This window comes from Thalassospira sp., from assembly GCF_048059015.1.
Lineage (GTDB): Bacteria > Pseudomonadota > Alphaproteobacteria > Rhodospirillales > Thalassospiraceae > Thalassospira.
In genome coordinates this window covers 183,815-201,404 of the sequence record NZ_JBLLNT010000010.1, presented here as the reverse complement: position 1 = coordinate 201,404, position 17,590 = coordinate 183,815, and the positions used below count along the sequence as shown (strand labels likewise).

Here is a 17,590-nt window from a genome sequence, read left to right as displayed (position 1 = left end):
ATTCTATCTGCAGACGCTAAAGGTCGTGTTCCACGAACATAGCCTGCCAGAAGGCACCATGCGTTGGCAGGGTGTCCCGGTTGATCCGTCCGCCATCACCAAGACAGCCCTTCTGACGGTCGAAGGCGAGCGCGATGACATTACCGGCATGGGCCAGACCCGCGCGGCCCACAAGCTGTGCAAGAACCTGCCCGATAGCATGCGCATGCATCACCTGCAACAGGGTGTTGGCCATTACGGCGTGTTTAACGGTCGTCGCTGGCGCGAACAGATCAGCCCGCGGATCAAGGAATTCATCCGCCGTCACGATCACGAAGCCAAAGGCGCACGCAGTGCCCCGAATGTCACGCATATCAATGCGGCTGAATAAGCCCTGATTATAAATCGCGTATCAAGCCGCCCCTTCAAACGGGCGGCTTTTTCATTTCTGGCCTTCTCGAAAACCAGTGACTTCAAGCACATGTGACGGCATGGCACACACACGGGTGATTTACCTTCCCCCTGAAAGCAGGCTAAACCTGACTAAAGCCATTCCAAAACCCGCTATAATGGCCTTTGAAATCGCATCATTGGGATCGCCCTGCCCAAATGCATCACTGCCGGAGCCTGCCTGATGGAAATCCTGTCCTCTGCCTTTATCTATCTTGTGGCCGCAGTGGTCGCTGTACCAATTGCCCAGCGCCTTGGATTGGGATCCGTACTTGGCTATCTGATTGCCGGGGTCATGATTGGTCCGGTACTGGGCATTGTCGGGGCGGAGGCCGCCGACCTTCAGCATTTCGCAGAATTTGGCGTGGTCATGATGCTGTTTCTGGTCGGTCTCGAACTGCGTCCCGCCATGCTTTGGGCAATGCGCGGGCAATTGATCGGCCTTGGCGGTATGCAGGTTCTGGGCACGACTGCCATCATTGGCGCTGCGTGTTTTGCACTTGGCCTGACATGGCAGCAATCGGTTGCGATTGGCATGGTGCTCGCACTGTCTTCCACCGCGATTGTTTTGCAAACCCTTGGTGAAAAAGGCTGGCTTGGCACGGTTGGCGGGAAAAGCTCGTTCTCGGTTCTTCTGACCCAGGACGTTGCCGTGATCCCGATGTTGGCGATCATGCCGCTTCTGGTCGTTGCTGGCGCGGATGCAGGCGGGGCTGATCATGGATCGGCCCATGGCGGCATGTTGCTTGATCTTGTACCCGAATGGGCGCAACCACTTGTGATTATTGGCGCGATTGCCTCTATCGTGGTAGGCGGGCGTTATTTGATGCGCCCGATTTTCCGCTTCATCGCCAAGGCGCATTTGCGCGAAGTTTTCACCGCAGCCGCCCTTTTGCTGGTGATTGGCACGGCCCTTTTGATGAATGCCATCGGGCTTAGCCCGGCGCTGGGGACTTTCCTTGCCGGTGTGGTTCTATCTGATAGTGAATATCGCCATGAACTTGAAAACGATATCGAACCGTTCAAGGGACTGTTGCTGGGCCTGTTTTTCCTGACCGTTGGCGCCGGGATTGATTTCAATCTTTTGTTTGATGAACCAGCCACCCTGTTTGCCATTGCCATTGGCATCATGGTGGTCAAGGCAGCGGTTTTGTTTGTTATCGCCACCGCGGTGCGCATGTGTGGCGTTGATCGCATGCTGTTTACCGTCGGCTTGGCACAGGCTGGCGAGTTCGCCTTTGTTCTGTTTGGCATGGCGCTTGGCGTTGGGGTCCTGCCCCTTGATCTAGTGCAAAAACTGACGCTTGCGGTCGCACTGACCATGATGCTGACGCCTGCGGCCTTTATCATTCATGAACGACTGCTTGCCCCGCGCCTGATCAAAACTGCAAACCGCGAAGCCGATGAAATTGATCAGACCGGCTGCATTGTGGTTGCCGGGATTGGCCGGTTTGGCCAGATCGTCACCCGACTTCTGGCGACCAATGGCTATAAAATTGTGGTTCTTGATCACGATCCGGAAGTCATTGAAAACTTGGGTCGTGTTGGCTTCCGCGGATATTACGGCGATGCCATGCGCCCTGATCTTTTGCACACCACGGGTATTGATAAGGCAAAGCTGTTCGTTGCAGCCATTGATGACCGCGAAAAGCTGACCGAACTGGTGGCCCATGTTGCCAAACATTACCCCAATGTCCGCATTCTCGCCCGCGCGATTGACCGCCACCACGTGTACGAGCTTGAAAATGCCGGTGCCCATTGCGTGGAGCGCGAAACATTTGAAAGTGCGCTGAACCTTGGTCGCGATGCGTTGATTGAGCTCGGCCTGACACCGACCGGGGCAGAACGCAAAAAGACGGCCTTTCGCAAACACGATCTGGAAACGCTCGATAAGCTCCGCGCGCGCTGGAACGAGCATGGCATGGATAAGGGTTATATCGATACACTGCGCGCCCAAAACGAAACTCTGTTTGAAATCATGCGCGATGAACGTGATGAGCAGGACGGAACAAAGAAGCCCGAAGCGGCCGAGGCCCCAACCCCGTCATAACGAGATGACATCACCAGCCCTTGTTTTGAACCACCAATGCCCTGATTGCGTAGGACATTGAGAAACAAAAAGGTGCCCGCGATGTCAGATATCCCGTCCCCGAGCTTTTCCTCTATCGCGCCCGGTCAGATCGCCATTGTTATTGGGGCTACCGGGGGGATCGGGCGGGCTTTTGTCGATCACTTAAACGCATCAGGGCATTTTTCAACCGTTCTGCAGTACTCGCGCAAGACTGAACCGGCGCTGGATTTCACCAATCCAGCCTCCATCAGCGCCTGCGCGGAAGATGCCAAGCACCGCGCCAAGGATACCGGGTGTGATATCCGCCTGATTATTGATGCGACCGGATATCTGCATGATGAAACGTTCCAGCCGGAAAAGTCGCTGCGCCAGATCGATGCCGATTACATGGCCAAGCAGTTTCAGATCAATGCAATTGGCCCAGCCCTTTTGATGAAGCATTTCTGCCCGCTCCTGCCCCGATCGGACAAGGCGGTCTTCGCGACGCTTTCGGCAAAAGTCGGCAGCATTGGCGATAATCGCATGGGGGGATGGTATGGCTACCGCGCCGCCAAGGCAGCGCTTAACCAACTGGTGAAATGCACAGCAATTGAAATAGGGCGCACCAAACGCGATTGCGTTTGCGTTGCCCTGCATCCCGGCACGGTCGATACCGGCCTTTCCGGGCCATTTGCCAAATCCGGGCTTAATGTCCAAAGCCCGGCACAAGCGAGTGCGAATATGCTGAACGTGATCGATCAGCTAAATGCATCACACTCTGGCGGCTTCTTTGCCTATGACGGCACGGAACTGCCTTGGTGATCCGGGATTAATCGAACAGCTTTGTCAGAAGGGCGTGCTGTAACAGGATGATGGTCTTGGCATCGCGGATCCGCCCATCAGCCATCATCGGGATGATGTCATCAAAGCTGATCTCAAGGACGTCGATATCCTCGCCCTCTTCAAGCAGGCCACCACCATCCCCTTCGCGGTGATTGCGTGTGACTTCGGCAACAAACAGATGCAGGCGTTCGGTGACGGAACCCGGGCTCATGAAAAGGTCAAAGGCCTGACGTGGCTTGCCAATCTTGTATCCGGTTTCTTCTTCGACCTCTGCAATCACGGCCGATGCCGGATCACGATCATCAAGCAATCCGGCGGGCACTTCGATCAACATGCCGTCTTCATTGCCATTCACAAATGATGGCAGGCGGAACTGACGGGTCAGAATAACCGTGCGGTCGGTTCGGTTATAAAGAAGGATCCCTGCCCCGTTGCCCCGTTCATAGGCCTCGCGCGTTTGGCTTTGCCATGATCCGTCTGACCGCTTCAAATCAAAGCTGACGCGATACAGCCGATACCAGTTATCTGACAGGCATTCGACATTGCTGACCCGCACATGATCCTGATCGGGAATAGACCAGCCTTTGGGAAGATCATACATGATCGCCTACCGTTCTTATCGTTTCAGGAAGGCAGACAGGGTCAGAAGAACCGCATCGGGCTTTTCCGCATGCACCCAATGCCCTGCACCCTTGATGCTGGTAAAGGCCGCCTTGGGGAACAGCGATTTGATATGGGTGCGATCCTTGGGATCGACATAGTGCGAATTGGCACCGGAGATAAAGAGAACGTCGCCGTCATATTGTGCAGCGGTAAGGTCACCCTCGGGCCAGCCGATAATATCGCCCAGATGTTCAGCCATGGCATCGATATTGACCTGCCATGACATCACCCCACTGTCCTTATCAGTCGTGACATTCTGGGCAAGGAACTGCCGTACACCTTTATCCGACACACCAGATGACAGGGCATCTTCAACCTCGGCCCGGCGTGATACTGCGGTGAAATCAACGCCGCGCATGGCACTGATATAGCCGCTGTAATCATGGTCATAGGAAACAGGTGCGATATCGACCACCACAAGATCGGCAACCAAACCGGCATCAGCGGAAAGCGATAGCACCATTGATGCCTTGCCGCCCATCGAATGGCCAACCAGATGGACCGGTTTGTCCGATACATCGCGGATCAGTTCGGCAAGATCGGCCGCCATCGCCGGATAGGTCATTTCCATATCCCAATCCGATCGCCCGTGATTGCGCAGATCCGCGGTCACCACATGGTATTTTTCCGCCAACCGTCGAGCAATCGCCGTCCAGTTGCGCGCCTGACCAAACAGGCCATGCACGATGACGATTGTGCCATTGTCGCGGTTTTCTTCACCAAAGGCATAGTGGGCGAGTTTCATGGAACCAACTTCTCCGGGAAACGAAAGGTGTCTTTCCCCTTTAATAGCCGCCCAATGCCCCAAGGTGAAGCATACATACAAAAACACCCCCGCATGGGAGGAATGCGGAGGTGTTTTTAAGGGTGCCAGCCATTTGGTCGGGCACCGGAAATCTTTTCGGTAACGCTTATGCGCCAGCCGGTACGCCGCCCTGCGGCTTGCGGTTCGCACCAAACAGGGCGCCAACTTTACGTACCAGAGCAACAATCATGTCACGCATAGCCTGTGCACGGAGACGTTCTGCTTCGCGCTGCAGGGCAACCAGGTCATAATCACGATACATTTTCATGTCCGTTTCCTTTCAAAAGCATCCCGCGCATCTCGCGCTTGGGTTTTGCGTCATATTTCGTTGAGACCGATGTACGCCTGTTTGATCCGTCCTACGAGCAGAGATTCCTCACTCCACCCATGCGCTCGACGCATAACGTGAAACAATTTCGCCACAATCACCGCATGCGCTCAGCGCATGAATGTATCATGACAAATAAAGCCCTCGATTTGCTTGATATTTTATCTCCCGCAACACCTGCCATATGCCTTCATGCTATATCAGATAACGGTTTTAAGCTCTGATGAGCTGGCTAAAACGCCCTCTTGGCAGAAGAAATGCACGACAAAACCGTTTGGTACAGGATGGATTTTTTGCCAATTGCGATAAATTCACCGGGTTTTATCGCCGGAGTTATACCAGACAATTTTGCATAGCTTATCGCTGAAATGAAAAACGGCAATAACCAGGCTGGTTATTGCCGTTTTGCGATCCTGAAATTCAGACGACCAGGATGGTCAAAGGATCAATGATTGCTAAGCGCGTAATTGAGGTATTTGGGTTCAAGATATTCCTCAAAGCCCCAATGACCGCCTTCGCGACCCTGCCCGCTTTCCTTCACACCACCAAAAGGTGCGCCTTCATGACTGGTGGTGCCATCATTGATGCCGACCACGCCGGTTTCGAGCTGATCGGCGATGCGCTGAATACGTCCGATATCGCGGCTATAAAGATAAGACGACAGACCGGTGCGAACCCGATTGGCAAGTTCGATCACCTCTGCTTCGCTCTCGAACCGGTAGATCGGCGCGACAGGTGCAAACAGTTCTTCGTTAAAGCAATCGGCATCATGGGGCACATCGGTCATAACCAAGGGCCTTGTGAAATATCCGTCTTTCGGAAGGTCTGCGCCATAGATCAGTGTCGCACCGGCCTTCTTGGCGTTCTCGACAAGGCGTTCGACTTTTGCCACCGCCTGACGATTGATCAGCGGGCCAATCTCAGTCCCCGGCACGAAGCCGTTACCAACCGTTTGCGCCTTGCTTGCGGCAATGAACTTCTCAACAAACGCATCATAGACGCCATCCTGAACAAAGATGCGGTTGGCACAAACGCAGGTTTGACCACTATTGCGGAACTTCGAAATCATCGCCCCGGCGACCGCTGCATCAATATCGGCATCATCCATCACGATGAAGGGTGCGTTGCCCCCCAGCTCAAGCGACAGCTTTTTCATCGTTGGTGCACATTGCGCCATCAGGCGCTTGCCCACCTCGGTCGAGCCGGTAAAGGACAACATGCGCACCCGCTCATCCCCGGTAAGTGCCTCACCAATCGGTTGGGGCAATCCCGTGACAACGTTGAACACACCGGCAGGGAACCCGGCCTGTTCGGCAAGCTTGGTGGCGGCCAATGCCGAAAGCGGGGTATCTTCGGCCGGTTTGACAATCACCGTGCATCCCGCGGCCAATGCCGGTGCACATTTGCGTACCACCATGGTCAGCGGGAAGTTCCAGGGCGTGATGGCCGCCACCACACCTACAGGATGCTTTTGCACAACCACACGCCGGTCACGCTGGGTGGCGGGCATGGTTTGGCCATAAGCACGCTTGGCTTCTTCACCATACCATTCAGCATAGGCAATCGCCCCGACGACTTCGCGCAGCGCCTGATCATAGGGTTTGCCCTGCTCAAGGGTAATCAGGGATGCCAGTTCTTCCTGATGCGTTTCGAGAAGATCACGCCAGCGACGCAGAATATCTGAACGTTCGCGCGCAAGTTTGCGTGACCATGCCGGAAATGCCGCATGGGCCGCATCGATTGCCTGACGGGCCTCGGATGTCCGCATGAAGGGCACCGCACCAATCACGTCGCCCTTTGCCGGGTCCAAGACATCAAGGGTTTCGCGGCTATCGGCGTCGCGCCAAACACCATTGATATAGGCCCGCTTTAAGTCCCAATCACGAATGAGCTTGCGTGCACGGGCACGACCTTCACGAATGGCGGCTTCGTTGGCATCGGCGGTAACATGTGGGGCGGCGGACGACATATCGGGGCATTTCCTTTGGCGCATGCGTCGAAAAATAATTCTCCATTCACGCGCTTGTGATTCCAGTTTCGGGGGCGCAACTGGGACACTAAGCCGAGCGGCAGGCACGAAGCAACAAGATGCTTCTTATAGACATAAGAAACCAAAGCCTGTTTCGCGATCAGAGAGAGAGCAAAACGACAATAGAGGGAAGCCATGAAGCACCTTGTTACTGTAGGCCTGCTGGGCGCAATGATCGCCGCTGGATCTGTCGCACCAATGATCGCCAATGCCGATGAGATGATGGATAACGAGGCTGTCCAGACGCGTCAGATGCTGATGGATGGTATTGGCGGCGCCATGGGCACACTGGGCTGCTATTTGAAAGGCCAGTGCGAATTGCCAGATGGCGTTGTGCGCAACCTTGCCAACGGCATTGCCTTTGCCGCGACCGCAGCACCAAGCGCATTTGAGCCCAAAACCATGGACGCCTCGGTGAAAACAACCGCCAAGGAAAATGTCTGGACGGATTGGGACAATTTCGCAGGTCGCTTCCCGGAGCTTAAAGAAGCAGCGCTTGCGATGGCAGCAGTTGCGGGGGACAAATCGGCAATGGGTGCTGCGATGGGTAATCTCGGCAAGTCCTGCAAAGGATGCCATGACGAATATCGAACCAAATAAGCCGATATAGTCTTCGCTCGCCGCTACCCCTGGCGAGCTCCCCCGGTCGGATTTTCTTCCCCCCAACTGCTGAACCCTCAGCGCGCGTGAAAATTTTGACCGGGGGATTTTACATCCCAAAAGAAAAGAGCCCTTTGTCATCGCAAGGGGCTCTTATTCATTCAGCGGGGTTAAATGGGAAGCACCGGCCTAACCACGCGCAAGCGTCACCCCAATCCAGACCAAAGCGCCGCACACAGCCAGAATACCAATCCCCAAGACCGGGGACGCAAACCTGATATTGGCAAACCGATCAGTAAGTTCTGACGGCACCTTGCGCGCACCGGTCACCATTGCCCCAATCAGGTTTTCGCGTTTGACCACCAGATAGAACAGGGCGGCAAACACATGCAGACCAACCGCGCCATAGATCAGATTGATATTGGTATGATGGATCCAGTTCATCAGGTTGGCAAAGTCGGAACTGACATAGGCAACAAGCGGCCCATCAAAGAACAGGAAGGTATCTTCGCTGGCAAAAAGGCCACTGAAAGCCTGCATTCCAACCAGCAGGATAAGAACGACAACCATCCAGCCCCCGGCGGGGTTATGACCGGCATAGGTCAAATCTTCCATCGACCCGTTGGGGATTTTCGACGCATAGCCAAACACCTTATTTGGCCCGGTCAAAAACGACGTAAAGCGTGCGTTTGAGCTGCCAACAAAGCCCCAGATGATGCGGAAAATGACCAAGGCCAGGACGCTGTAACCGGCAATCGCGTGGATATCGATCATCACCTGCTGGTTGGTCCACCATGCGGTCACGATGGCAATAACCAATGCCCAATGAAACAGGCGAACCGGAAAATCCCAAAGTTTGACTTTTTTCTCATCTGACGTCTGCGAAGTCATCTTGCCCTCTCCGGGATGAATGATGGTCTGATCCATGATCGAACGTTACGGCCATAATGCCTTCTGAGAAGTTTAAGAACAGATCAATTTGTGGTTATCACATTCAATATCCGTAAAAATTTCCAATATTCAGGATTTTCTAATTGAAAATCATTATCACAAGCAGTATCAGTTACTCGGAAGCATAGTGATCAGAGTCACATTCCGGGTGCGGATGAAATCGTCTGCGCGTTCTGGTTTTCGCTTTGATCAACGGGGCTTTGCCCTTGGCTCACCTTTCAGGGATAGATGGGAACTCCTATGAAGATCGCAAAAATTCTGGGCACGGCCGCATTGGTCTCGACCCTTGGCGCGCAGGCTTATGCCGCACCAGCCGCCAAAGACGTTCTGACGACCTATGCGGATATCGCGCATGCCGGTTACGAAGATTTGCTGATCACTGCCAAAAACCTTCAGACCGCGATCGGCGCGCTGGTTGCTGCACCGTCAGCAGAAACCTTTGCTGCTGCCAAGTCGGCATGGCTTGAAGCCCGTGCACCGTACCAGCAGACCGAAGTATATCGCTTTGGCAATGCCATCGTTGATGACTGGGAAGGCAAAGTGAACGCGTGGCCGCTTGACGAAGGCCTGATCGACTATGTCGAAACCGCACTTTACGGCGAAGAAAACGAAGAAAACCCGACTTACACCGCCAATGTTATCGCCAATCCGACGCTGACCATTTCTGGTGAAACCATTGATGCATCAACCATTGATGCAGCTCTGCTTGAAAGCCTGCATGAAATTGATGACGTTGAATCCAACGTTGCCACTGGCTACCACGCGATTGAGTTCCTGCTTTGGGGTCAGGATTTGAATGGCACTGATGCTGGTGCTGGCGCACGTGCATGGACCGATTACGCCGCTGGTGATGCTTGCACCAACGGCAATTGCGACCGTCGTGGTGCATATCTCCAGGCTGCTGCTGATCTGATGGTTTCCGACCTTGAATGGATCACTGCACAGTGGGCCGAAGATGGCGAAGCACGAGCAACCGTTCTTGAAGGTGACGGCGTTCCGGGCCTGACCGCAATTGTGACCGGCATGGGTTCGCTGTCTTACGGCGAACTGGGTGGCGAGCGCACCAAGCTTGGCCTGCTGCTGCATGATCCGGAAGAAGAGCATGATTGCTTCTCGGATAACACCCATAACAGCCACTACTATGACGCGCTGGGCATCCAGAACGTTTACCTTGGCCGTTACACCCGTGTTGACGGCTCGGTTGTCGAAGGCGCATCGCTTTCCGATCTGGTTGCTGCCAAGGACGCAGCCCTTGATACCGAACTGCGTGGCAAGCTTGCAGCGTCTGTTCTTGCTGGCAAGGCAATGGTTACCCGCGCACAGGGTGGCGAAGCATTCGACCAGCTGATCGCAATGGGCAATGACGACGGCAATGCCGTTGTTCAGACCTTTGTTGACGCACTTGTCGATCAGAGCAAGTCGATCGAACAGATCATTGCTGCTGTTGGCATTGACGGGATTGAGTTCGAAGGTTCTGACAGCCTCGACAACCCGGCTGCTGTCAACTAATCCTGATTATCAGGCACCTGCCTGAATGATCAAAACGGCGGGGGATGGTTTCTCCCGCCGTTTTGCATTTTCTAACGCCCCGACTTAGAAGCATTCCATGATCCATCGCGCTATAAAAGTCCCCGCCCTTGTGACAACCGCTTTCGCGGGCCTGATGTTGGCAACGTCGATGACCTCGACGCACGCACAAGAAACGGCGAACCCCGCTTTTCCGGGTGGTGCGACAACCTGGCTTAGGCCAGATGGCCGGAATGCCTTCACCCACTACTCTGCCAATATGACCTTTGAAAAGCGGCTTGATTTCAAGCTTGGCGAAGCCCTTTTTCAAAGGCTTTGGGTAACGGCCCCAACGCGCACCAAGGCCGCAGACGGGCTTGGTCCACTGTTTAATTCGCGCGCATGCAATGGCTGTCATATCCGCAATGGTCGCGGCCACCCGGTTGACGAGAATGATGAAAGTGCCGGTGCGACATCCATGTTGTTGCGCCTGTCGATCCCGCCACAAACTGCTGAACAGTTACGTGACCATCTTGATGGCAAGCTCGCCACCATTCCCGATCCGGTCTATGGCGGCCAGTTTCAGGATTTCTCGGTTCCGGGCGTTGAGGCCGAAGGACGGGTCAAGGTCAGTTACAGCTATTTCGAAGTGCCACTTGCCGGTGGCGAAACCGTCACGTTGCGTAAACCAAGTTATGAGATGACGGATCTTGCCTATGGCCCGCTTCATCCTGATGTCATGGTGTCGCCCAGACTGGCCACACCGATGATCGGTTTGGGCTTGCTTGAAGCCATCCCTGACAATGTCTTGCTTGCTGCGGCTGATCCGCAAGATGCCAATGATGATGGCATTTCCGGTCGGGTAAACAGGGTCTGGGACATCGCCAATGATCAGATGGCAATCGGTAGGTTTGGCTGGAAAGCAGGCATGCCGACTTTGGATCAGCAAAACCAAAATGCTTTTCAATTTGATATCGGGCTTTCGACCCCGCTTTATCCCAACGGTTCTGGCGATTGCACGGAGGCACAGCAAAGCTGCCTGAGCGCCCCGGACGGTAATGATCCCGAATTCGAAAATCTTGAAGCCCATTCGCTGATCACGGATCTGGTGCTGTATTACACGCGCAATATCGCACCACCTGTTGGAACCAATGCGGATGATCCCGATGTCCTTGCCGGGCAGAAGATATTTGATCAGATCGGTTGTGCATCTTGCCACACGCCACGTTATGACCTGCCTGCGCGCGACGACATGATTGAGCAATCCGGTCAGGTGATCTGGCCTTATAGCGATCTTCTGCTGCATGACATGGGCGATGGATTGGCGGACCACAGGCCCGAGGCCCAGGCATCGGGCACAGAATGGCGCACACCACCACTTTGGGGGATTGGCCGCGCGCAACAAATTGATCCCCGTGCGCGCTTCTTGCATGATGGCCGAGCAACGACCATTCTGGAGGCAGTCCTGTGGCATGGGGGCGAAGCCGAACAAGCCCGAACCAAAGTCACAAAGCTGCCACCATCTGCGCGCAGTAAGCTGCTTGCTTTTCTAAACTCGCTCTAGGCGCAGAACCTGGGCGCTGTAACATCCCGAAATCACTGACGAACCCGGACAAGACATATGTTCTCTCAGACCAGTTGGCGTAGATTTTTGCTTTCGACCACGACGATCCTGGCAATCAGCCTGACCGCGCCCAAGGCCCACGCCGACATCCCTGATGAGAAATACCAACCTGTCCTGAATCATCTGCTTTCTAATGTGATGCCGTCCAAACTTGATGCATTTCACGCAGCAACCGGAGATCTGGTCGAGACACTTGATGATTTCTGTGCCGAACCTGATCAGGGTGGGCTTGAAGACAGCCAGAATGCCTTTCACACAGCCATGGATATCTGGCAGGAAATTCAGCCCTGGCGCATGGGCCCGTTGGTTGCCAATGGTCGCGATCAGCATATCGAATATTGGCCGGACAAACACGGCACGGCCGCCCGTCAGTTCCGCAAGCTGATGTTTGATAAACCTGCCGCCTATACCGATCTGGCCCAACTGGCCGAAGCCAGTGCCGCCCTTCAGGGCTTCCCCGCACTCGAAGAAGTTCTGTTTGACGACAAACATACTGATCAATTGGTGGCTGCGGATGAAGACGGCGTCTATCTGTGTGCCTATGGCAGCGCGATTGCCAAGAACCTCAACAGCCTTACGGGTGAATTGCAGGCCGAATGGCCAGCATTTGCCACCGCTATGAGCGACGCCGGCCCTGATAGCATGGATTATCCGACCGCGAAGTTTGCCGCGACCGATCTTTATCGCGCGCTTCACGAAGGCCTTTTGATCATCTCCTCCCAGAAGCTCGGCCGACCACTCGGTGAAAATGCCAAGGACGCCAAAGCCAGCCGTGCGGAAAGCGAAACATCGAAACGCTCCCTTCGCAATATTTCCCATAACCTGACCGGGCTTCTTGCCATTTATGACGGTAAGTGGGGTGATGTCGGAACCGAGGGCGCGGGTCTTGCCGCCTTGCTTGATAACAGCCTGCTTGATCGATCCTTCCGGCTCAACTGGCAAACAGTTCAGGACACCGTTTCCGAACTTCCACCTTCCATAACCGAATTGCTTGATCAGCCGGACGGCTATCAGAAACTTTTAGATTTGGCCGGGCAGATTGGCTTTTTAACCACGCTTGTTGAGAACGATGTTGGCGGCAACACCCAGCTTGGCGGCGGGTTTAATGCGCTTGACGGCGACTGATTGGCGAACAGGGCTCTCTTGATTGGAGAAAATGAAATGAGACATCAACGTCGCGAGTTTTTGAAACTCATGGGTGTTGGCGGGGCATTCACCCTGTTACCGATCAATATCGCGCGTGCAGCCAGCACGCCAACGATTGAAGACCGTGCATCCTATATCTCCGCCAGTGCCGGGGATAATGACGACTATTATGTCAGCGCGTTTAACGCATCTGGCAAAATCCTGTTTGAGCAGGCCCTGCCCGGTCGTGGCCACGATATCGGGCTTCGTCCCAATCATGTTGATGTGGCGGCTGTGGAACGACGTCCGGGGCTATATGGACTGATCCTTGATCGTCATACCGGCGAAGTTCGCGCAAAACTACATTGCCCTGAAGATCGCCGCTTCTATGGCCATGCGATCTATTCCAATGACGGCCGGTTCCTTTACATCACTGAAAATGATTTCGATCATGCACGCGGTGTTGTCTCCGTCTGGGATGCCGAGGATGGCTATCGCCGGGTAGCCGAATTTGACAGCTTTGGCACAGGTCCGCATGAATTGCACCTGATGCCGGGCGGCGAACAGTTGGTGATTGCCAATGGCGGTTTGCATACCCATCCCAATCAGGATGGACGCACCCCGCTTAACATCAGCTCGATGGAACCGAACCTTTCGATCATTGATCGGCGTACCGGTAAACTGATCCATCAGGCAGCCCTGAAACATGACTGGCACAAACTATCGATCCGCCATCTGGATGTCAGCGCCAACGGCACAATTGCCGCAGGCTTCCAGTATCAGGGCGAGATTAATGATCAAGTACCATTGGTTGGTATCTGGCAGCCGGGTCAGGACATCCGCCCGATTGAAGCCCCCGATACTGTGCAATACCGCATGCGGCAATATTGTGGGTCGGTGCGCTTTGACGCATCGGGTCAGGTATTTGGCATCTCCTGCCCGCGTGGTGGGTTGGTCACATTCTGGGATGCAAAATCAAACGACTTCCTGACCCATATCGCAGCCCCGGATGGCTGTGGTCTTGCGGCAACGGATCGCGCTGGGGAATTCGTTGGCACCAGCGGACTTGGCAATGGTTGGCGCATTGATGCGATTCGCCGAAAACGGGTAGAACTTCCAGACGATTCGCATAAATCACTTCACTGGGACAACCATTTGCGGCGTATCAGCGCCTGATAACACGACCATATAAACAGCACAAAACCCGCACACATCATGCGGGCTTTGTTGCTTTAAGGCATTGAAACACGCAGAAAACCGGGAAACTAACCGACTGTTTTAGTCGGGATATTTTCACACCCAGATCATCAACCAAAAATTCTTCGCAAATGAGAACGATTTTCACTTGCGTCCATCTTTTTCCTCACCTATAACAAGCCTCGACACAGCCCGCGAATGCAACCCATTCGCATTTGCCCCCAAAATGGCTTGTCTCTCACCTACGGGTCCTCTCTCCCCGTAGGCCTCTCAAGGTGGATAAGCGGTGGTTATCGATGCGGGAAACGATAACCGCCGCTTTCTCTTTTCAGACCAATCTTATTTCGAACCACGAAGTGCTATCAAAAGCCTGAGGCTGTTGATCGTCACCAGCACGGTCGCACCGGTATCGGCCAGAACCGCCAACCACAATCCGGTCAGTCCGGTGATGGATGTGACAAGGAAGACGGCCTTCAACCCGATCGCAATCGTGATGTTTTCGCGGATCACGCGACGAGCCGCACGCGACAGCTTCACCAGATTGACCACATCACCCAGCCGGTCCTTGACCGCGACTGCATCGGCGGCTTCAAGCGCGATATCGGTTCCACCGCCAATCGCAATACCAACGTCTGCTGCTTTGAGTGCCGGGGCATCGTTGATACCATCGCCCACCATCGCAACCGGGCCAGAGCGGCTGGGGTCATCGCGTAAGGCGGCAAGTGCATTGAGCTTGTCTTCTGGCATCAGCTCGGCCCGGTAATCCATGCCGAGCTCTGCCGCCATGCGTTTGGCTACGCGGGTCGCATCACCGGTCAGCATTACAGGGGTGATGTTAAGTGCTTTCAACGCAGCAAGTGCCTGCTTGGCATCTTCGCGGGCAACGTCACGCAGTGCCAGCGCACCAATCACCTGTCCGTTTTTCAGGACGACCACAGCCGTGCTGCCACCTTCTTCCTGATCAGACAGCCATTGGGCCATTTCCGTGCTTGGCGTCGTACCAAGACGTTTGGCAGCGCCAACCTGATAGATCACACCATCAATCCGGCCTTCAACCCCGGCACCGGCAATGGTTTTGGCATCCTCAATCACCGGAAGTTCAAGATTACGGCTTTCGGCGGCCTCAACCACGGCACGTGCCAATGGATGGGATGTCACGGTTTCAAGTGCGGCAGCAATGCTCAGCACACCATTTTCACCATAACCCTCGACCGTGGTGATCGCCGCAAGCTTCGGCTTACCCTCTGTCAATGTGCCGGTTTTATCAAACGCCATGGTGCGCACCGCCCCGATCAGCTCAAGCCCGGCACCGCCTTTGACCAACAGTCCAATCTTGGTGGCACGAGCCAAAGCAGAAGTCACCGCAGCAGGCGTTGAAATCACCAATGCACAAGGACACCCGATCAGAAGCAGCGCCAAACCGCGATAAACCCATTCATCCCATGCCTGACCAAACAGGACTGGCGGGATCACGACCGTTGCAAGGGCAAGCGCCATAATGATCGGCGTATAGATCCGGGCAAACTTGGCAACAAATCGCTCAACCGGCGCCTTGTGCTTTTCGCTTTGCTCCACCAGTTCGATCACACGATCAAGCATGGTCTGGCCTGCCGCACGGGTCACGCGGATGCGCACCGGACTGTCAGTTACAATCGCACCGGCAAAGACTTCTGCGCCGACCTGGCTAAAGACCGGAACAGATTCACCCGTCAGGTGGCTGTTATCAATCTCGGCAGCGCCACTTTCAACAACCCCGTCAGACGGCACACGTTCGCCGGGGCGAACTTCGACGATGTCATCAATCAAAAGATCGCGCGGAGTCACGTTTTCAAAGCCCTGATCACTGACGCGACGGGCCTGTTCCGGCGCAAGCTTCATCAGGGCCTTAACACCACTTCTGGCCCGCCCGGCAGCAACGCCTTCAAGACGTTCGCCAATGGCAAACAGCAAAACCACCATCCCAGCCTCAAGGCTTTCGCCAATTGCGACCGCACCGATGACGGCAACCGACATCAGAAGTTCGATCGAGAAAATGGCACCGCTTTGCGCCAACCGGATCGCCTTTTTCATCACCGGCAAGGCGGCAAGCACGGATGCAACCGACATGGCATAAGGCCCCGTTGCCGGAACAAGCGCCCCAATCAACCCACCCAACAACAGACAAAGGGCAGCAAAGGCGATCTCGTCATTTTCCGATGACCAGGGAGCAATTCGGCGCAGAAGGCTTTGATGGGCCTCAGTCCCATCATCCTGTTTAGCATGCACATGGCTAGTTTCGCTTACGTCAGACGTGCAACCACCACTACCGCAGCAGGACGTAGCAGATGCTTTCGCAGCACCGGGGGCGTTCTTTTCAGCGGCTGGATAACCAAGCTTATTGAGGGTCTTGGTGATATCGGATCGGGTTTGATCATGGTCTGCATCAATGCCAAGCGTCACGGTTTCGCGCATCATCGACACATCAACGCATGAGACCCCGTCAAACTTGCCAAGGGCGGTTTCGATCTTGGCAACGCAGGATCCGCAATCCATCCCGGCAACCTGCCAATGGTAATGGGTAACGGCAGAACCTTGCTTGCGCAGCACATCGCGCATTTTCGCATCATCGGCAGTGCTGAGATCAGCCTTTGCTGAAATCCCCTGCGCGTCGCTTGAAAAGCCGTGATCAGGTACCGCCTTGTTCAAGGCGTTGATCAGGGATTCCCGGCAGTGCGCGCAATGACCAATCGTTGGCAGTTCATCCCATTTGGCGATGAAAGACATTCTAGACCTCTTACGATCAAATTTTCATTCATATGTTATATTCAAACTATGCTTCATATATTGGCCTGTCAACAACATTCAAACCACCATTTGAATGTTGTAATTGAATACACCACTTCATCCGTGCCATTCCCGGCAGAACGGCACGTCAAGACATTGAACTTACAACGAAAACGAATTAGTCGTGCGTCACGTGGGCGAACACATCTCGCACCACGCACGAAATATGTTCATCATCAATCTGATAGAAAATGTGCCGTCCCCGTCGCTCGGATGCGAGAATCCGCTGATCGCGCAGATGGCGAAGGTGATGGCTGCAAAGCGATTGCGACATCTCGGTCGCATCGGCAAGCTCGCTTACGGTTTGCGGCTTTTCCATGCAGCGCAAAACAAGCTGCAACCGCCCGGCATCCCCCAAAAGCGAAAAGATTTTCGCCGCCGCTTCGACGTCAGGCAAAGACAGATTTGCACCAACGGCCCGTGACGCATCCCGGGTTACGGCTTCGCCCTGCTCGGTGCTTAGACCAAGACGGGCGGCAGCATCGCATTCCTGACAATCTTCATTCTCAGCTGCGGGACTTTGGGTGCGGGGTTTTGTTTTGCTCTCTGACATGGGGACTATTTTCCATGCCTGCCGCGCCAAGGCAAGCGGGACCTTTGATTTCGGCAGTTTTCAG

General features: G+C 54.6%; 14 protein-coding genes and 1 pseudogene. 8 read left to right on the top strand and 7 right to left on the bottom strand.

The genetic code is table 11. The annotated features are described in order from the left end of the window. The 3 genes and pseudogenes from ACMZ66_RS14855 to ACMZ66_RS14845 all read left to right on the top strand — a co-directional run. Positions 1-370, top strand: a pseudogene (locus tag ACMZ66_RS14855) (polyhydroxyalkanoate depolymerase); the annotation flags it as partial. A gap of 243 nt (positions 371-613) precedes the next feature. Further along, positions 614-2,479 carry a monovalent cation:proton antiporter-2 (CPA2) family protein gene (locus ACMZ66_RS14850; protein WP_416938204.1) on the top strand — a complete coding sequence of 622 codons (1,866 nt, stop codon included), beginning with the start codon at positions 614-616 and terminating at the stop codon, positions 2,477-2,479. Positions 2,480-2,560: 81 nt separating this feature from the next. Then, the gene (locus tag ACMZ66_RS14845; RefSeq protein WP_416938202.1) at positions 2,561-3,301 is read left to right on the top strand and encodes an SDR family NAD(P)-dependent oxidoreductase; all 741 of its coding nucleotides are present in this window, start codon (positions 2,561-2,563) and stop codon (positions 3,299-3,301) included. A gap of 7 nt (positions 3,302-3,308) precedes the next feature. Here ACMZ66_RS14845 and ACMZ66_RS14840 read toward each other — a convergent pair whose 3' ends face one another. The 4 genes from ACMZ66_RS14840 to ACMZ66_RS14825 all read right to left on the bottom strand — a co-directional run bounded on the left by ACMZ66_RS14840 (position 3,309) and on the right by ACMZ66_RS14825 (position 7,087). After that, positions 3,309-3,923 carry an NUDIX domain-containing protein gene (locus tag ACMZ66_RS14840; RefSeq protein WP_416938200.1) on the bottom strand — a complete coding sequence of 205 codons (615 nt, stop codon included), beginning with the start codon at positions 3,921-3,923 and terminating at the stop codon, positions 3,309-3,311. A 15-nt stretch (positions 3,924-3,938) separates the two neighbouring features. After that, the gene (locus ACMZ66_RS14835) at positions 3,939-4,730 is read right to left on the bottom strand and encodes an alpha/beta fold hydrolase (protein WP_416938198.1); all 792 of its coding nucleotides are present in this window, start codon (positions 4,728-4,730) and stop codon (positions 3,939-3,941) included. A gap of 166 nt (positions 4,731-4,896) precedes the next feature. Next, complete coding sequence (locus ACMZ66_RS14830; RefSeq protein ID WP_416938196.1) at positions 4,897-5,058, bottom strand: RSP_7527 family protein; 162 nt, start codon at positions 5,056-5,058, stop codon at positions 4,897-4,899. 505 nt (positions 5,059-5,563) lie between these two features. After that, positions 5,564-7,087: an NAD-dependent succinate-semialdehyde dehydrogenase gene (locus ACMZ66_RS14825; protein ID WP_416938195.1), complete on the bottom strand. Its 1,524-nt coding sequence runs from the start codon at positions 7,085-7,087 to the stop codon at positions 5,564-5,566. Between the two features lie 195 nt (positions 7,088-7,282). Here ACMZ66_RS14825 and ACMZ66_RS14820 point away from each other — a divergent pair, with 195 nt between their 5' ends. Beyond that, on the top strand, positions 7,283-7,747 hold the full coding sequence (locus ACMZ66_RS14820; RefSeq protein ID WP_416938193.1) for a c-type cytochrome: 465 nt from the start codon (positions 7,283-7,285) through the stop codon (positions 7,745-7,747). Positions 7,748-7,936: 189 nt separating this feature from the next. Here ACMZ66_RS14820 and ACMZ66_RS14815 read toward each other — a convergent pair whose 3' ends face one another. Then, on the bottom strand, positions 7,937-8,638 hold the full coding sequence (locus ACMZ66_RS14815; RefSeq protein WP_416938192.1) for a cytochrome b/b6 domain-containing protein: 702 nt from the start codon (positions 8,636-8,638) through the stop codon (positions 7,937-7,939). Between the two features lie 300 nt (positions 8,639-8,938). Here ACMZ66_RS14815 and ACMZ66_RS14810 point away from each other — a divergent pair, with 300 nt between their 5' ends. From ACMZ66_RS14810 to ACMZ66_RS14795, 4 genes are all read left to right on the top strand, one after another. Further along, positions 8,939-10,207, top strand: coding sequence for an imelysin family protein (locus ACMZ66_RS14810; protein ID WP_416938190.1), 1,269 nt, complete (start codon positions 8,939-8,941; stop codon positions 10,205-10,207). A 97-nt stretch (positions 10,208-10,304) separates the two neighbouring features. Then, positions 10,305-11,768: a di-heme oxidoredictase family protein gene (locus ACMZ66_RS14805; protein ID WP_416938188.1), complete on the top strand. Its 1,464-nt coding sequence runs from the start codon at positions 10,305-10,307 to the stop codon at positions 11,766-11,768. 57 nt (positions 11,769-11,825) lie between these two features. Next, a complete protein-coding gene (locus ACMZ66_RS14800) occupies positions 11,826-12,953 on the top strand; it encodes an imelysin family protein (protein WP_416938186.1) in 1,128 nt (375 codons plus the stop codon). A gap of 36 nt (positions 12,954-12,989) precedes the next feature. Further along, on the top strand, positions 12,990-14,129 hold the full coding sequence (locus tag ACMZ66_RS14795; protein ID WP_416938184.1) for a DUF1513 domain-containing protein: 1,140 nt from the start codon (positions 12,990-12,992) through the stop codon (positions 14,127-14,129). Positions 14,130-14,489: 360 nt separating this feature from the next. Here the strand turns inward: ACMZ66_RS14795 and ACMZ66_RS14790 are convergent, their stop codons facing one another. Both ACMZ66_RS14790 and ACMZ66_RS14785 read right to left on the bottom strand, forming a co-directional pair. Beyond that, positions 14,490-16,913 (bottom strand): heavy metal translocating P-type ATPase, encoded by a 2,424-nt coding sequence (locus tag ACMZ66_RS14790; RefSeq protein WP_416938182.1) that lies wholly within the window; start codon positions 16,911-16,913, stop codon positions 14,490-14,492. Between the two features lie 178 nt (positions 16,914-17,091). Further along, positions 17,092-17,526 carry an ArsR/SmtB family transcription factor gene (locus tag ACMZ66_RS14785; protein WP_416938180.1) on the bottom strand — a complete coding sequence of 145 codons (435 nt, stop codon included), beginning with the start codon at positions 17,524-17,526 and terminating at the stop codon, positions 17,092-17,094. Positions 17,527-17,590 lie beyond the last annotated feature (64 nt).

What these genes read in the sequence shown, in the direction of transcription:
- ACMZ66_RS14820 (WP_416938193.1), top strand. Translation starts at nt 7,283, where the DNA reads ATGAAGCACCTTGTTACTGTAGGCCTGCTGGGCGCAATGATCGCCGCT.
- ACMZ66_RS14835 (WP_416938198.1), bottom strand. Translation starts at nt 4,730, where the DNA reads ATGAAACTCGCCCACTATGCCTTTGGTGAAGAAAACCGCGACAATGGC.
- ACMZ66_RS14805 (WP_416938188.1), top strand. Translation starts at nt 10,305, where the DNA reads ATGATCCATCGCGCTATAAAAGTCCCCGCCCTTGTGACAACCGCTTTC.
- ACMZ66_RS14790 (WP_416938182.1), bottom strand. Translation starts at nt 16,913, where the DNA reads ATGTCTTTCATCGCCAAATGGGATGAACTGCCAACGATTGGTCATTGC.
- ACMZ66_RS14825 (WP_416938195.1), bottom strand. Translation starts at nt 7,087, where the DNA reads ATGTCGTCCGCCGCCCCACATGTTACCGCCGATGCCAACGAAGCCGCC.
- ACMZ66_RS14785 (WP_416938180.1), bottom strand. Translation starts at nt 17,526, where the DNA reads ATGTCAGAGAGCAAAACAAAACCCCGCACCCAAAGTCCCGCAGCTGAG.
- ACMZ66_RS14830 (WP_416938196.1), bottom strand. Translation starts at nt 5,058, where the DNA reads ATGAAAATGTATCGTGATTATGACCTGGTTGCCCTGCAGCGCGAAGCA.
- ACMZ66_RS14810 (WP_416938190.1), top strand. Translation starts at nt 8,939, where the DNA reads ATGAAGATCGCAAAAATTCTGGGCACGGCCGCATTGGTCTCGACCCTT.
- ACMZ66_RS14795 (WP_416938184.1), top strand. Translation starts at nt 12,990, where the DNA reads ATGAGACATCAACGTCGCGAGTTTTTGAAACTCATGGGTGTTGGCGGG.
- ACMZ66_RS14840 (WP_416938200.1), bottom strand. Translation starts at nt 3,923, where the DNA reads ATGTATGATCTTCCCAAAGGCTGGTCTATTCCCGATCAGGATCATGTG.
- ACMZ66_RS14815 (WP_416938192.1), bottom strand. Translation starts at nt 8,638, where the DNA reads ATGACTTCGCAGACGTCAGATGAGAAAAAAGTCAAACTTTGGGATTTT.
- ACMZ66_RS14850 (WP_416938204.1), top strand. Translation starts at nt 614, where the DNA reads ATGGAAATCCTGTCCTCTGCCTTTATCTATCTTGTGGCCGCAGTGGTC.
- ACMZ66_RS14800 (WP_416938186.1), top strand. Translation starts at nt 11,826, where the DNA reads ATGTTCTCTCAGACCAGTTGGCGTAGATTTTTGCTTTCGACCACGACG.
- ACMZ66_RS14845 (WP_416938202.1), top strand. Translation starts at nt 2,561, where the DNA reads ATGTCAGATATCCCGTCCCCGAGCTTTTCCTCTATCGCGCCCGGTCAG.